Raw genomic sequence first — 14135 nt, 5'->3', positions numbered from 1 at the left:
CCCGACGCGTGTGCCGGTGGGCCCAGGGCGTGTGCTATTCCCTCCTCCCCATGCCCGGCAAAAGCCTCCTCGACAAAGTTTGGGACGCCCACACCGTCCGCGAGCTCCCGACAGGCCAGACCCAGCTCTTCATCGGCCTCCACCTGATCCACGAAGTCACGAGCCCCCAGGCCTTCGCGATGCTTCGCGAGATGGGTGTTGCGGTGCGCTTCCCCGAGCGCACCTTCGCGACCGTCGATCACATCATCCCTACGCATAGTCAGGCGCGGCCACTCGCCGACGCCCTGGCCGAGGAGATGATGGTCGCCCTCGAAGAGAACACCCGAGGGGCCGGGATCGAGTTCTTCGGGCCGGGCAGCGGACGTCAGGGCGTGGTGCACGTGATCGGGCCCGAGCTCGGACTGACCCAGCCGGGCTCGACGATCGCCTGCGGCGACAGCCATACCTCGACCCACGGCGCCTTCGGGGCCGTGGCCTTCGGGATCGGAACCTCCCAGGTGCGCGACGTGCTCGCGACCCAGTGCCTCGCAATGGCCCGACCGAAGACCCGACGCATCGAAGTGACGGGCAAGCTCTCGGGCGGTGTCTACGCCAAGGACGTGATCCTGGCGATCATCCGACGCCTCGGCGTGAAGGGCGGCGTCGGCTTCGCCTACGAGTACGCCGGACCGGTGCTCGACAGCTTCTCGATCGAGGAGCGTCTCACGGTCTGCAACATGTCGATCGAGGGCGGCGCGCGCTGCGGCTACGTCAACCCGGACGATGCCACCGTCGAGTATCTGCGCGGTCGCCCCTTCTCGCCACAGGGCGACGCCTTCGAACCCGCTGCTTCCTGGTGGCGCGGCATGGCGTCGGACGCGGACGCGCACTACGACGATCGCGTGAGTCTCGACGGCAACGCAATCGCGCCTTCGGTCACCTGGGGCATCACCCCCGGTCAGAGCGTGGCCGTCGACGAAGCCCTGCCCCGCCTGGCCGAGCTGCCGGACGACGAGCGTGGGTCCGCCGAGGAAGCCTACGGCTACATGGGTCTGACTCCGGGAGAGCCCCTCGCCGGGACCGCCGTCGACGTGTGCTTCATCGGGTCGTGCACCAACGGACGCATCAGCGACCTGCGAGAAGCCGCCCGCGTCGCGCGCACCGGTAAGGTCGCGCCCGGCGTGAAGGCGCTCGTGGTGCCGGGATCGGAAGCGGTCGCGCGCCAGGCAGAGGAGGAAGGACTCCCCGAGGTCTTCCGCAGCGCGGGCTTCGAGTGGCGCGAGCCGGGCTGCTCGATGTGCCTCGCGATGAACCCCGACAAGCTGGTGGGTCGCGAACTCTGCGCCTCCTCCAGCAATCGCAACTTCAAGGGCCGCCAGGGTTCGCCGACCGGCCGCACCCTCTTGATGTCGCCGGCGATGGTCGCGGCTGCCGCGCTGCGCGGCGGGGTCACCGACGTGCGGGAGGTGCTCTAGGTGGCCGCACGAATCCAACACGTCGCGGGGCGCGCCTGCGTGCTGCGCGGTGACGACATCGATACCGACCGCATCATCCCCGCGCGTTTCCTGCGCTGCGTCACCTTCGACGGCCTGGGCGAACACGCCTTCGAGGACGACCGGGAACAGGCGAAGGGCGACCACCCCCTCGACGACGACCGCTTCATGGGCGCGCGGATCCTGGTGGTGGGGCGGAACTTCGGCTGCGGCTCATCGCGCGAGCACGCGCCCCAGTCTCTGATGCGCCGCGGCTTCGACGCCTTCGTGGGCGGCTCCTTCGCCGAGATCTTCGCGGGCAACTGCACCGCCCTGGGCCTGCCCTGTCTGGTGCTCTCGGTGCCCGATCTCGCGACGGTCATGGACAGCATCGATGCCCAACCCGACCAGCAGGTGGAGGTGGACGTGGACGCCCGCCAGGTCACCTGCGCGGCCGGGCGCTTCGACGCCCAGATTCCCGACGGCACCCGCGAACAGCTCCTCGAAGGCAGCTGGAACGCCACCTCCGTGCTCCTGGACGCCGGCGAGGCGATCGAGAACACCGCCCGCTCCCTGCCCTACCTGCGAAACTTCGCCTAGGCAGGCCCCCGCTACGCCAGGGCCCCCGCGGGCGACTCGCAAGAGGCCGATCCGGGCCGCCCTGCGCGCGTTGCCAAAAGCCCCCAATCATCAAGCCCGCCGGTGGGTTCGCCGATTCGGCTTCCGGGGCCGTGCGCAACCCAACTCTCTGCGCGCGGCGGACGGGGGGCACGTCATGGTGCAAACAAGGGGAGTCCAGGTCCTGGTGGGCCTGGCGATCGTCTTCTGGGCGACCTCGGCGGGAGCCGTCGAGGAAGACCTGGTGGCCATGGATCTCGAGGACCTGATGGAACTCGAGGTCACCACCGCAACCAAGAGTGCGCGGCGCGCGGCGGACACGCCTGCCGCCGTCACGGTAATCACGCACGAGGAGATTCGGCGCTCGGGGGCGACCTCGATCCCCGACCTCCTGCGACGCGTGCCGGGCCTCAACGTCGCCCAGATCGATGCGAACCGCTGGGCCGTGTCTGCCCGCGGCTTCAACGACGAGTACTCGAACAAGCTGCTCGTGATGGTCGATGGTCGCTCGATCTACACCCCCCTGTTCTCCGGAATCGTCTGGGCCGAGCACGACCTCATGCTCGAGGACATCGATCGCATCGAAGTGGTGCGCGGACCGGGCGGCACCCTGTGGGGCGCCAACGCGGTCAACGGCGTGATCAACATCATCACGAAGACTTCCACCGAGACCCAGGGCCTCGCCACCGTGTCGCGCGTCGGTACCCACGAGCGCTTCAACGGCGCCTCGCGCTTCGGCGGAGCGATCGGTGACAACGTTCACTATCGCGTCTACGGGAAGTTCGCCGACCGGGCCGACTACGAGAGTCGGCTCGGCGGGGATGCGCACGACGATTGGCAGAGCGTGCGCGCCGGCGGCCGCCTGGATTGGCAGGCCACCGAGGATTCCCTGGTCACGGTCCAGGGCGACTTCTACGACGCCGACGCCGAGCACACGATCGCACCGGTGGGCATCGAAGGTGAAGACGAGTACACGGGCGGAAACGTGCTTGCACGGGCGTCCCACCAGTTCTCCGACACCTCGGACATGTCGCTCCAGCTCTACTACGACCGCAACGTCCGCGATACTCCGATCATCGAGGAGCACCGCGACACCTTCGACGTCGACTTCCAGCACTCCTTCCAGCCCTTCGAGGGGAATCGGCTGGTCTGGGGCGCCGGTTTCCGTGCCTCGACCGACCGCATCTCCGGTCGCCTGGGCCTCGGCTTCCGGGGGCGCGCCCAGACCGACAACGTCGGCAGCTTCTTCCTGCAGGACGAGATCCAGGTCATCGAGGATCTGCTCTCGCTGACGATCGGCTCGAAGTTCGAGCAGAACGACTACAGCGGCTTCGAGGTGCAGCCCAGCGCCCGCGTGCTGGTGACGCCGAACGATCGCCACACCCTGTGGGCGTCGGTCTCCCGGGCGGTGCGAACGCCGGCCCGGTCGGACGAGGACGTCGCGATCTTCCAGCCCTCGACGACGGCACCGAACACCTTCCAGCAGATCGTCGGTTCGTCTCGCTTCGACGCTGAAGAAGTCATCGCCTACGAGATGGGCTACCGCACCCGACCCCTCGACCCGGTGACCCTCGACTTCGCATTCTTCATCAACGACTACGACGACCTGCGCTCGGTCGAGACGGTCTCCAGCTTCCCGTTCGGACCGATCACGCTCCAGAACCAGACCTTCTTCAACCGGTTGCGGGGCGTCGGCTACGGCAGCGAGATCGCGGCGCAGTGGGCGGTGACCGACTTCCTGAACCTGTCCGGCGGCTACCACTTCACGCGCACGGACCTCAGCTTCAAGTCGCGAGGGGCGGACGCAAACGCCCGCGACGCCGCCGAGACCGAGACGCCCCGACACGCCTTCCACATCGGGACGCGCATCAACCTGCCGTGGGACTTCGAGTTCGACACCACCCTCTTCTGGGTGGATCGCCAGGCGACCAACCGCACCAACAGCAACCAGATCGACGCCCACGCCCGCCTCGACATGCGGCTGGGCTGGCGGGTCCGCGAGAACCTCGAAGTCTCGCTGGTGGGCCTCAACGTGATCGAGCCCCAACAGGAATTCGCCGACTCGGTCTTCACTCGCGCGAGTGACGTACCCCGCAGCTTCTACGGATCGGTTCGCTGGCTGTACTAGTCGATGACCAAGCTCTCAACACCTCTTCATCGACGGCTCACGCTCGCTTTCGCGGCGATGCTCGGGCTGTGCAGCTTTGCGCCGGAAAGCCGGGCGGAGTACGACGAGTACAAGGTCAAAGCGGCCTTCTTGTTGAACTTCGCGAAGCTCGTCACCTGGCCGGGGGACACGCCCGCGGGCGGCAAGCTCGTCATCGGTCTACTCGGGGACACCGAGGGCACCGCGGTGCTGACGCGCGCACTCGAGGGCGCGAGCCTCGGCGGAACCCCCGTCGAGGTGCGTCACCTGACGAGCATCGACGGGTCTGCGGACTGCCGCATCGTCTTCCTGGCGCGCGACGGCGTCGTCACTCCCGAGAGCCTGCTCGCCGCGACACGCGGCGGACGGGTCCTCACGGTGAGTGAGATGCCCGGCTTCGCCTCCCAGGGCGGCATGATCAACTTCTTTCCCGATGGTCGAAAGCTCCGCTTCGAGATCAACCCGGGCGCCGCCGAGCGCGAGGGATTGAAGATCAGCTCGCGGCTCCTGGCTCTCGCGCGCGTCGTCGAGGAAGGCCGGTGATCGGAGAACGGCGCCACGATCGCTCGATCGACCGCCAGCTCGTCTGGGCGATCGCCCTCACGACGACGGTCTCCCTGCTTGGGGTCTTCGCCGCGTTGATCCTCTACGAGTCGCGCACCCTGCGCGAGGACCTCGTGTCTCGCGGGACGATGCTGGCGCGCGTGGTCGGCACCAACAGCGCGGTCGCTCTCTCCTTCGATGACGCCGGCGCGGTCCAGGAAAACCTGGCTGCGCTCAACACCGTGCCCGACGTGCTGGAAGCCCACGTCTTCGACATCCAGGGCCGCCCCTTCGCCGCCTACCGTTCGAACTCCACCGGGGTCGAGCCGGGGAAGGCACCGACACCGCGCCCCGAGGGCCACGAGTTCGGCGACCGCGGCCTCGAGATGGTCGAGAGCATCACCTTCCAGGGTGTCCAGGTCGGCACGATCATGCTCTGGATCGACACGAAGTCGCTCTCCGACCGGATCTGGATGTACCTCTGGATGGGTGCCGGCGTGAGTGTCGTCGCGCTGGTCCTCTCCTTCCTGATCGCGGGACGCCTGCGGCGACAGATCGCCCAACCGCTGGCCTCCCTGCGAGACAACACCGCGGCCGTCGCACAGGGCGACCTGACGCGTCCGCTGTCGCGCAGCGCCGACGACGAGATCGGCGACCTGGTGGGCTCGTTCAACGCGATGACCGTCGGCCTCCGGGAACTCGTTGCGCAGGTGCGCCAGAGCATCGGTGGCGTGAGTGAAGTGTCCCGCGTGCTGGAAGAGCGGAGCGCCTCATTGGCGAATCAGGCCAGTCGCCAGTCGGTCGCGGTCGCGGACTCGGCCGAGTCGGTCGAGCAGGTGAGTGACTCGATTCGCGACGTGAACGTGAACGCCGAGCGCCTCGCCGACGTCGCGCGCGAGACCTCGTCCTCGGTGCTGCAGCTCGACGCGGCGATCGGAGAGATCGCCAACCACATGGACCAGCTCGCCGGCGCCATCGACACCGCGTCCGGCGCGGCGACCCAGGTCACGACCAGCATCTCGCAGGTGGCCGGGGGCGTGCAGTCCCTCCAGGTGGCGTCGGCCGACACGGCGGAACGGCTCTCCGAGCTCAGCACCTCCGTCGTGCACGTCAAGGAGAACGCCGCCGAGACCTTCGACCTCTCCGAGGAGTCGAGTCGCGAAGCCGGCGAAGGCATGGACGCGGTGCGCGAGACGATCGGCGCCATGGGCGAGATCCAGTCGAGCTTCAGCGCCCTCGAGCGGCGCGTGTCGCGCCTCGCCGACAAGTCCCAGTCGATCGAAGAGATCGTCCAGGTGATCAAGGACGTCGCCGACCAGACGAGCCTGCTCTCCCTGAATGCCGCCATCATCGCCGCCCAGTCCGGCGAGCACGGGCGCGCCTTCTCGGTGGTCGCCGAGCAGGTGAAGGGCCTGGCCGACCGCACCCACCACTCGGCCCGCGAGATCACCGAGCTGATCCGCGCGGTCCAGTCCGATACCGAGACAGCGGTGCAGGCCGTGGGGGAAGGCGGCACCGTCGTCGAGCGGGGCGTCCAGCGCTCGAACGTCGCAGGCGAAGTGCTGAGTCGCATCCTCGACAAGACCCGAGCTTCCACCGACCACGTGCGACGCATCGTGGAGGCCACCGAGCGTCAGGCGCTGGAGCTCGATCGCGTCGAGCAGTCGCTCGTCGAGGTACGCACGATCGGCCGCGCGATCGACCAGTCCACGCACGACCAGCAGATCGCGACCAGCGAGATCGCCGACTCCGTCGACAACATCCGCCAGCTCGGCATGGCCGTACGCGACTCCACCGAAGAGCAGCGCCGCGGCAGCAGCTTGATCACGCGCGCCGTATCCGACTTCAGCAATCGGGTGCAGCAGATCGCCGAGGCCACCAGCGCCCAGGCGAAGAGCAGTGAGACGATTCAGACCGCGCTGCAGGTGTTCACGGACGTCACCGAGGAGAGCAAGGCCGGCGCGGAAGAGATCAACCAGGGCGTCGCCGGGTTGCTCGAACGCGCCGCTCGCCTCGAGAGCGAGATCGGTCGCTTCAAGACCGACCGGGAAGACCGCTAGCGGTTCTTGAAGGCGGGGTCGCGCTTCTCGACGAAGGCGGTCATCCCCTCCTTGCGATCCTCGGTCGCGAACGCCGCCGCGAACGCTTCTTGCTCGAGGGCGTGCGCGACACGCACGTCGGCATCCTGGCCCTGCTGCATCACGCGCTTCGCTGACGCGATGGCGAGCCCCCCCTTCGCCGCGATCGTCTCGCCCATCGCGACCGCCTCGTCGACCAGCTTCTCGGGAGGGAAGATCCGGTTCGCCAATCCGATGCGCGCCGCGGTCTCCGCATCGATGGGCTCTCCGGTCATCACGAGTTCCTTCGCCCAGCCGACACCGACGCGCCGCACGAGACGACTCGTGCCACCGAAGCCCGGCAGGATCCCGAGATTGACCTCCGGCTGGCCAAAGCGAGCCTTCTCCGAGGCGTAGATCCAGTCACAGGCGCAGGCGAGCTCGCAGCCACCTCCCAGCGCAAAGCCGTTGACCGCCGCGATGGTCGGGATCGAGAGCGCCTCGAGGGCCTCGAAGGTCTGGTGGCCGAGCCGCGAGAAGATCCCGGCCTCGCGGGCATCGAGTCCCTGCATCTCACTGATGTCCGCACCGGCGACGAAGGCGCGACCCTCTCCGGTGACGACGAGCGCACGCAGGTCGGGGTCGGAGGCCACCGCCGCGATCTCCTGACCCAGGGCCTCGAGGGTGGCGGCGTCGAGGGCGTTCAGCGCCTTCGGACGGTTCATGACGAGGAGCGCCGTGGCTCCTCGGGTCTCGCGGCGTACGATCGACATGGCGGCGGACGGTACCGGTTCGCCTGGCCGGCGGCGACCGACCCCGCGCGGGGAGCCTCGTGGTATGCTGCCGCGCCCCAACCCGGAGGCTCGCGTGCACACCTCGCGTTTCGCCCAGCTGGGCTTCGGCCTGGCGATCCTCGCCCTCGCGGCGTTCCTCGGCCCGCCGCTCCTGATCCAGCTCGGTGCGCTGACCTCGAAGGTCGGCTTCCCGATCCACATGCTGGGTGGGCTCTTCGCCGTGTTCGGCCTGCTCTTCGGCCTGCTCGGCATCTACGCCACCCGCTCCACCACCGGCCGCGCCGGTCGGGGACAGGCGCTCTTCGGTGCGTTGTCGAGTGGTGCGATCCTCGCGGTGGTCGGCGCCTCGGCCGGTCCGGCGGCGGGCCTCCCCGCCATCAACGACATCACCACCGACCCGGGCGACCCGCCCGCCTTCGTGGCGGCGCAGGACGCGCTCGGGATCGACATGGCCTATCCGGGCGACGCCTTCGCGAGCCAGCAGCGCGCGGCCTACCCGGACCTTGCCGCGCTCCGGCTGGAGAAGTCGCCGACGGCGGCGTTCGCGATCGTGCTGCAGGCGATGCGCGACCTCGGCTGGACGATCGTGCGCGAAGACCCGGCGGCGGGCGTGCTCGAAGCCAACGAGACCTCTCGCGTGTTCCAGTTCGTCGACGACGTGGTGGTGCGCATCCGCCCCGACGGCAGCGGCGCGGTCATCGATGTGCGCTCGCGTTCCCGCGAGGGCAGAGGCGACCTGGGCGCCAACGCCGCGCGGATCCGACGGCTCCTCGACGCGGTGCGCTGACCCAGCGCGCGCGTTCAGCCTTCGAGCGCGCGCTCCTTCGCCCAGCGGTAGTCGGCCTTGCCGCTGGGGGAACGCTGGATCTCGTCCACGAACACGAAGCGCTTCGGCAGCTTGTAGCCCGCGATGTGGGAGCGCGCGACGGCGAGGAGCACCTCTTCCGCGGGCGTCTGGTCGGGTCGCAGTCGCACCAGGGCCGTGACCTGCTGTCCCCAGCGTTCGTGGGGGGTCCCGACGACGACGGTGTCGTACACCGCCGGGTGGTGCTTCAAGGCCTGCTCGACCTCCTCGGCGAAGATCTTCTCGCCACCCGAGTTGATGGTCACCGAGTCGCGGCCCAGCAGCCGCAAGTCGCCGTTCGGTTCGAGCGCAGCCCGGTCGCCGGGCACCGCGTAGCGGACGCCGCCCACCACGGGAAAGGTCTTCGCCGTCTTCTCCGGATCCCCGAGGTACCCCAGCGGCACGCGCCCGGTGCGCGCGAGCCAACCGACCTCGCCACTGTCCTCTGCAACCGGGCCCGAGAGGTCCTCCCTCAGCACCAGGTTGTCGGGCGCCAGCTGGAAGCGTCCGGTCTCGGCCGCTCCTGCGCTCTTGGTTTCGTGGCGCGCCTGGGAGCCGCTCTCCGAGGATCCGAGCGCGTCGACGATCTGGACGCCGGGCAGCTGCTCCAGCAGCTCGCGCTTCAACGACGCGGTGAGGATCGCGCCCCCCGAGGTCAGAAGCCGCAGGGACGAGGTGTCGTAGTTCCCATGCGCCAGGGCGTCGGCCAGCGGACGCCCGAACGCGTCGCCCACGATCGTCATGGCGGTGACACGCTCGCGCTCCACCGTCGACCAGATGTCGTCGGGGTCGAGTCGCGCGGGATCGTTCTGCACCACGATCGTCCCGCCGAGGCTCCACATGTTGAACGCAACCCAATGGGCGGCCCCGTGCATGAAGGGCGGAGCGGGCAAGGCGCGGATGTCGCCGCGCACCGCGCGCTCCACCACCTCTTCGGCCGTGTCGACGGGCCGCGTGTAGAACGCCGAGCGGAAGATGTCTTCCTGGCGCCAGAGCACGCCCTTCGGCATCCCGGTGGTCCCGCCGGTGTAGAGGATGTAGAGATCGTCGGGCGAGAGGTCGCGCGGTGCGCTCGGGTCGGCCCCGGCGAGCGCCGCCTCGTAGTCGATCGCCCCGGGCAGGAGCGGCTCGCTGCTTTCGTCGGACACCTGGAGCCAGAGCCGGACCTGGGGGAGCTGAGCGCGAATGCGTGCCAGCGTCGGCGCGAAGCGCGCGTGGAAGACGATCGCGCGTACGTCCGAGTTCTGGAACAGGTAGACCAGCTCCTCGTCGACGTAGCGATAGTTGACGTTGACCGGCACGGCCCGCGCCTTCCAGCTACCGAGCATGCCCTCGAGGTACTCGTTGCCGTTGTGGAGATAGAGGCCGACGTGGTCCTGGCCGGATTCCCAGTTCTCGAGCCGGCCGCGTTCGACGTGACAGCCGAGGCCGGCCCGGCGCAGAACATCGGCCAGCCGCCGCGTGCGCTCGTGTGTGTCCCTCCAGAGAAAGCGGCGATCGCGAAAGACCAGACACTCCCGGTCGGGAACCCGCTCCGCGATCGCTTCCATGAGCCAAGCCAGATTGAACATGCTGCCTCCGGGCAGCACGGTAGTGGCCGCGCGCCCGCCCTGTCGAGATGCGCCGCGCACGCGCCGGTGGACTAGGCGCCGCGCGACGACAGCCGTCGGAGTGCGAGGAGGCCGTCGAGGGTCGCCTGTACGCTGGGCTCGGACGCCGGATCGGGTGCGAAGGTGAAGCCTCCGTCCAGGCCCTGCTCCGAGTGAAGTGCGATCAGGAGTTCCTCGGTGCCGAGCTCGGCGCCGGGGATCCCGTGGGCGTCGCAGTACACGAAGACCCGCGCCGTCTGGATCGCTCCGAAGCGATGGGTGACGAACCCCTTGCCGAGTTCGCGCCCACACCACTGCAGGATCGCGTCGGCGTCGTCGTGGTCGGTGTTGGCGAACACATGGGCGTACGCCGCGATCGCCTCCCAGGCCCCGGACTGCACCCGGTCGACCGTCCAATGCTCCGCGAGGAACTGGGCGGCTGCATCGAGCACGCTCGGACGCACGTAGGGCGTCTTGGCGAGATGCCCGGCGATCATGCCCGTCTCGAACACACGCGCCTCGAGGTCGGTTCCAGGGAGCCACCCGCCGTCCTCGGCCTGCATGCGCACGAGCGCGGAGCACCACCCCTTGACCGGACCGAGCGAGACCGCGCGCAGGTCGTCGGCCAACCCGAGTGCGCGCCGGAGTGCAAGGACGTCTTCCTCGTCGACAGAAACGGCGTCGAGCAGCGCTTGCGCCGATCCCTCGCCCAGGATGGCGCGGGCCCGCTGCTGCGATGCCGCATCGCCGTGCGCGTCGACGTAGGCGAGGGCCTTGGCGCACGCGTCATCGACGTTCATCGGACGAATCTCCCCGCGGTCCAGCCTCCGCGACGCGCCGACCGGACCGAGAGTGCGCGCGTGGGGCCCCGCGGAACGCCGTCGCACCGGGCGGGTTCGGCTGGGGGTTGGTAGTGTAGGCGCCCTCGCGCGAGGTTCGCCCCCCGTTGTCTGCTCCCTCCGACGACCGCAAACCGAACCGGCTGGCCCACGAGACCAGCGCCTACTTGCGGCAGCACCAGTGGAACCCGGTCGACTGGTTTCCCTGGGGCGAAGAGGCCCTCGAGCGCGCCCGGCGCGAAGCGCTCCCGCTCCTCGTGTCGATCGGCTACAGCGCGTGCCACTGGTGTCACGTGATGGAGCACGAGTCCTTCGAAGATCCCGAGACGGCGGCACTCATGAACCGTGCGTTCGTGTGCATCAAGGTCGACCGCGAAGAGCGCCCCGACGTCGACCAGATCTACATGGACACGGTCACCGGCCTGACCGGACACGGCGGTTGGCCCCTCACGGTGTTCTGTCTGCCCGACGGACGCCCGTTCTATGGCGGCACCTACTACCCCCCGGAACCGCGCCACGGCATGCCCGCGTTCCGCCAGGTCTTGCTGTCGATCGCCGAGGCGTACCACGACCGAAGCGAAGAGGTGCTCTCCACCGCCACCCAGATCACGGAGGCATTGTCCCGGAAGCCTGCTGGCGCCGATGCCCCTCCGCCCGGCCGGGCGTGCCTCGTCCGGGCCTGCCAGGGGATGCTGCAACGAGCCGACCCGCGCCACGGTGGATTCGGCGGCGCGCCGAAGTTCCCGACGCCCACCTCTCTCGACCTGCTGCTCGCGGGGATCGACGTGCTGCCGGCGCGCCAGGGCGTGGAAGCGCTCGAACACGTCGTGCGCACCTGCCGCGAGATGGCACGCGGGGGTCTCTACGATCACCTGGGAGGCGGCTTCCACCGCTACAGCGTCGACGCGCACTGGTGCGTGCCCCACTTCGAGAAGATGCTCTACGACCAGGGGCAACTCTTGCGGACCTACCTCGAAGCGTGGCGCCGCAGCGGCGCGGGCGACGACGACCTGCTCTGGCCGGTGCGCGAGACGATCGGCTTCCTCGAGCGCGAGATGCGTGCGCCCGACGGCGGTTGGTTCGCGAGCCAGGATGCCGACAGCGAGAACCCGAACGGCGTCCGGGAGGAAGGATGCTTCTACGTGTGGCGCCCCGATGCAGTGGCCGGGGTGCTGGGTGAGCCGGCCGAAGCGTTCTGCGACGCCTACTCGGTCACCGAAACGGGCAACTTCGAAGGCGGCCAGACGGTGCTGACGGACCGCGCGCGGGAGGTGCGGTCGCGATTCGCGCAAGAACGCGCCGCACTCTACACCGCGCGCCAGCAGCGGGCGGCACCGGACACCGACGAGAAGCGCGTCACTTCCTGGAACGCACTCACCCTCTCCGGCTTCGCGCGCGCGGGATCGCTCCTCGAAGAATCCGCTTGGCTCGACGCCGCTGCTGCTGCCGCCGATTTCCTCGACGCCCGCCTGCGCGACGACCAGGGACGCCTCTTGCGCGTCTGGAACCAGGGACGCGCCCACGTCCTGGCGTTCCTCGACGATCACGCGACCCTGCTCGAAGCCTGCCTCGATCTCTACCGGGCCGGCGCGGGCGAGCGCTTCCTCGACCGCGCACTGACACTCGCCGCCGCGCTCTGCACGCGCTTCTACGACGCCGACGAGGGTGACTTCTTCCTCACCCCCACCGACGGAGAACGTCTCGCCCAGCGCCCCCGATCGGACCACGACGGCGCCACCCCCCATTCGGCAGGTCTCGCGGCCCTCGGGTTGCTGCGGGTCGCGGCGCTCTCCGGTCGCGTAGAGCCGGATGGCGTAGCCCGCCGCGTGCTCCAGACCTACGGCAACGTGCTCGAACGCGCGCCCGAGGCACTGCCAACGCTGACTCGTGCCGCCTGGCTCGCGGAGCATGGCCCGTCGGTGGCGGTGATCGTCGGCCCGGACGACGCCCACCGACACGCGCTCGCGCTCGCGGCCCGCCGAGCGCTCACACCCGAGGACGGCGTGCTGGTGGCGACGCCCGACGAACGACCCGCCGGCGTCGACCCGAGCTGGCTCGCGTCGCGGGTCGCCATCGACGGCCGCGCCACCGCCTACGTGTGTCGCGGGACCACCTGTTCGCTACCGATCACGGCAGAGGCCGATCTCGCGCCACTTCCGCTCACCGAGGAGACGCCCGCCGCATCATGAGCCAAGCACGAAACCAGGACGCCTACGGCAAGGGGCACGAGGACGGGCTCGAACCGCTCGCTCCGCTCGACCTGACACAGACGGGGAGTGTCGACGCGCTGGTCCGTTCGATGAGCCAGACCGCGTTCGGAGGTCGGCGGCTCGGCGAAGCCGCCGATGTCCTCGAGGCGATGGTGCGCGACGAGAGCTGCTTCCGCGTCCTCACCATCTCCGGCGCAATGACGATCGCGAAACAGGGGCTCGTGATCTGCGAGATGATCGATCGCGGCTGGATCCAGGCGATCGTGTCCACGGGCGCGCTGATGACCCACGGCCTCTCCGAGGGAGCGGGGATGCTGCACTTCAAGCACCGCACCTCGATGCGCGACGAAGAGCTCTACGAGAAGGGCTACAACCGCGTCTACGACACCATCGAGCTCGAACAGAACCTCGACGACGTCGAGCGCATCCTGCAGGCCGCGCTCTCCGACCTCCCGGCGGACGCGGTGCTGTCGAGTGCGCTCATCTGCGAGCGGCTCGGTGAACGGCTGATCGCCGAGGGCGCAGGCCGCGGCGTCCTGCGCAGCGCTCGAGAGAAAGGCGTCCCGGTGTACGTGCCCGCGTTCACCGATTCGGAGCTGGGACTCGACCTCGCGATCTTCAACCACCTGCGACGCCGCGGCGGCGAGGCGCCTCTCGCCTTCGATCCGTTCCTCGATCTCGATCACTTCGCCGAACAGATTCGCCAACACGAGAACCTCGGCATCTTCACGATCGGCGGCGGGGTCCCCCGCAACTGGGCCCAGCAGGTCGGCCCTTACCTCGAGATCCTGCGCGCGCGGATCGGCAGTGACGAGCCCGTGCGCCGCTACCGCTACGCCGTGCGTATCTGCCCCGAGCCCGAACACTGGGGCGGGCTGTCGGGCTGCAGCTACACCGAGGGCGTGTCGTGGGGGAAGTTCGTTCCGGAGAGCGAAGGCGGCCGCCACGTCGAAGTCTTCGCCGACGCGACGATCGCGTGGCCCCTGGTCGTGCGGGCGGTGATGGAGCGCCTCGGTGGCTAGGACACCCGAGCCGCGCGGGCTG

11 protein-coding genes are annotated in these 14135 nt (G+C 69.3%); 8 read left to right on the top strand and 3 right to left on the bottom strand.

Translation table 11 applies throughout. The features are described from left to right. Window positions 1-50 precede the first annotated feature (50 nt). From leuC to AAF430_02880, 5 genes are all read left to right on the top strand, one after another. Window positions 51-1454 carry a 3-isopropylmalate dehydratase large subunit gene (gene leuC, locus AAF430_02900; protein MEM7409168.1) on the top strand — a complete coding sequence of 468 codons (1404 nt, stop codon included), beginning with the start codon at window positions 51-53 and terminating at the stop codon, window positions 1452-1454. Next, window positions 1455-2051: a 3-isopropylmalate dehydratase small subunit gene (locus AAF430_02895; GenBank protein MEM7409167.1), complete on the top strand. Its 597-nt coding sequence runs from the start codon at window positions 1455-1457 to the stop codon at window positions 2049-2051. Window positions 2052-2226: 175 nt separating this feature from the next. Further along, entirely contained in the window at window positions 2227-4197 is a 1971-nt protein-coding gene (locus tag AAF430_02890) for a TonB-dependent receptor (protein ID MEM7409166.1), read from the top strand. A 3-nt stretch (window positions 4198-4200) separates the two neighbouring features. After that, window positions 4201-4758: a YfiR family protein gene (locus AAF430_02885; protein MEM7409165.1), complete on the top strand. Its 558-nt coding sequence runs from the start codon at window positions 4201-4203 to the stop codon at window positions 4756-4758. Then, window positions 4755-6818, top strand: a complete 2064-nt coding sequence (locus AAF430_02880) for a methyl-accepting chemotaxis protein (protein ID MEM7409164.1) — start codon at window positions 4755-4757, stop codon at window positions 6816-6818. The genes AAF430_02885 and AAF430_02880 overlap by 4 nt, the downstream gene beginning before the upstream one ends. On the opposite strand, the gene AAF430_02875 is transcribed toward AAF430_02880, so the two are convergent. Further along, window positions 6815-7588, bottom strand: a complete 774-nt coding sequence (locus tag AAF430_02875) for an enoyl-CoA hydratase-related protein (protein MEM7409163.1) — start codon at window positions 7586-7588, stop codon at window positions 6815-6817. The two genes, AAF430_02880 and AAF430_02875, sit on opposite strands and share 4 nt — an antisense overlap. A gap of 94 nt (window positions 7589-7682) precedes the next feature. On the opposite strand from AAF430_02875, the gene AAF430_02870 reads away from it, so the two are divergent. Continuing rightward, complete coding sequence (locus AAF430_02870) at window positions 7683-8396, top strand: DUF1499 domain-containing protein (GenBank protein ID MEM7409162.1); 714 nt, start codon at window positions 7683-7685, stop codon at window positions 8394-8396. A 14-nt stretch (window positions 8397-8410) separates the two neighbouring features. Here AAF430_02870 and AAF430_02865 read toward each other — a convergent pair whose 3' ends face one another. Beyond that, on the bottom strand, window positions 8411-10024 hold the full coding sequence (locus AAF430_02865; GenBank protein MEM7409161.1) for an acyl-CoA synthetase: 1614 nt from the start codon (window positions 10022-10024) through the stop codon (window positions 8411-8413). 71 nt (window positions 10025-10095) lie between these two features. After that, window positions 10096-10842, bottom strand: a complete 747-nt coding sequence (locus AAF430_02860; GenBank protein ID MEM7409160.1) for a hypothetical protein — start codon at window positions 10840-10842, stop codon at window positions 10096-10098. A gap of 146 nt (window positions 10843-10988) precedes the next feature. On the opposite strand from AAF430_02860, the gene AAF430_02855 reads away from it, so the two are divergent. Together AAF430_02855 and AAF430_02850 are read left to right on the top strand one after the other, a co-directional pair. Beyond that, window positions 10989-13070, top strand: coding sequence for a thioredoxin domain-containing protein (locus AAF430_02855; GenBank protein ID MEM7409159.1), 2082 nt, complete (start codon window positions 10989-10991; stop codon window positions 13068-13070). Continuing rightward, window positions 13067-14113, top strand: coding sequence for a deoxyhypusine synthase family protein (locus tag AAF430_02850; protein MEM7409158.1), 1047 nt, complete (start codon window positions 13067-13069; stop codon window positions 14111-14113). Before AAF430_02855 ends, AAF430_02850 begins: the two co-directional genes overlap by 4 nt. Window positions 14114-14135 lie beyond the last annotated feature (22 nt).

It is taken from the genome of Myxococcota bacterium (genome assembly GCA_039030075.1).
Taxonomy (GTDB): domain Bacteria; phylum Myxococcota_A; class UBA9160; order UBA9160; family SMWR01; genus JAHEJV01.
Note: the sequence above shows the minus strand (reverse complement) of the source record. Positions and strands in the feature narration are given on the sequence as shown.

Coding starts and splice junctions, on each gene's coding strand:
- leuC (MEM7409168.1), top strand. CDS start 51: ATGCCCGGCAAAAGCCTCCTCGACAAAGTTTGGGACGCCCACACCGTC.
- AAF430_02890 (MEM7409166.1), top strand. CDS start 2,227: ATGGTGCAAACAAGGGGAGTCCAGGTCCTGGTGGGCCTGGCGATCGTC.
- AAF430_02885 (MEM7409165.1), top strand. CDS start 4,201: ATGACCAAGCTCTCAACACCTCTTCATCGACGGCTCACGCTCGCTTTC.
- AAF430_02875 (MEM7409163.1), bottom strand. CDS start 7,588: ATGTCGATCGTACGCCGCGAGACCCGAGGAGCCACGGCGCTCCTCGTC.
- AAF430_02865 (MEM7409161.1), bottom strand. CDS start 10,024: ATGTTCAATCTGGCTTGGCTCATGGAAGCGATCGCGGAGCGGGTTCCC.
- AAF430_02860 (MEM7409160.1), bottom strand. CDS start 10,842: ATGAACGTCGATGACGCGTGCGCCAAGGCCCTCGCCTACGTCGACGCG.
- AAF430_02850 (MEM7409158.1), top strand. CDS start 13,067: ATGAGCCAAGCACGAAACCAGGACGCCTACGGCAAGGGGCACGAGGAC.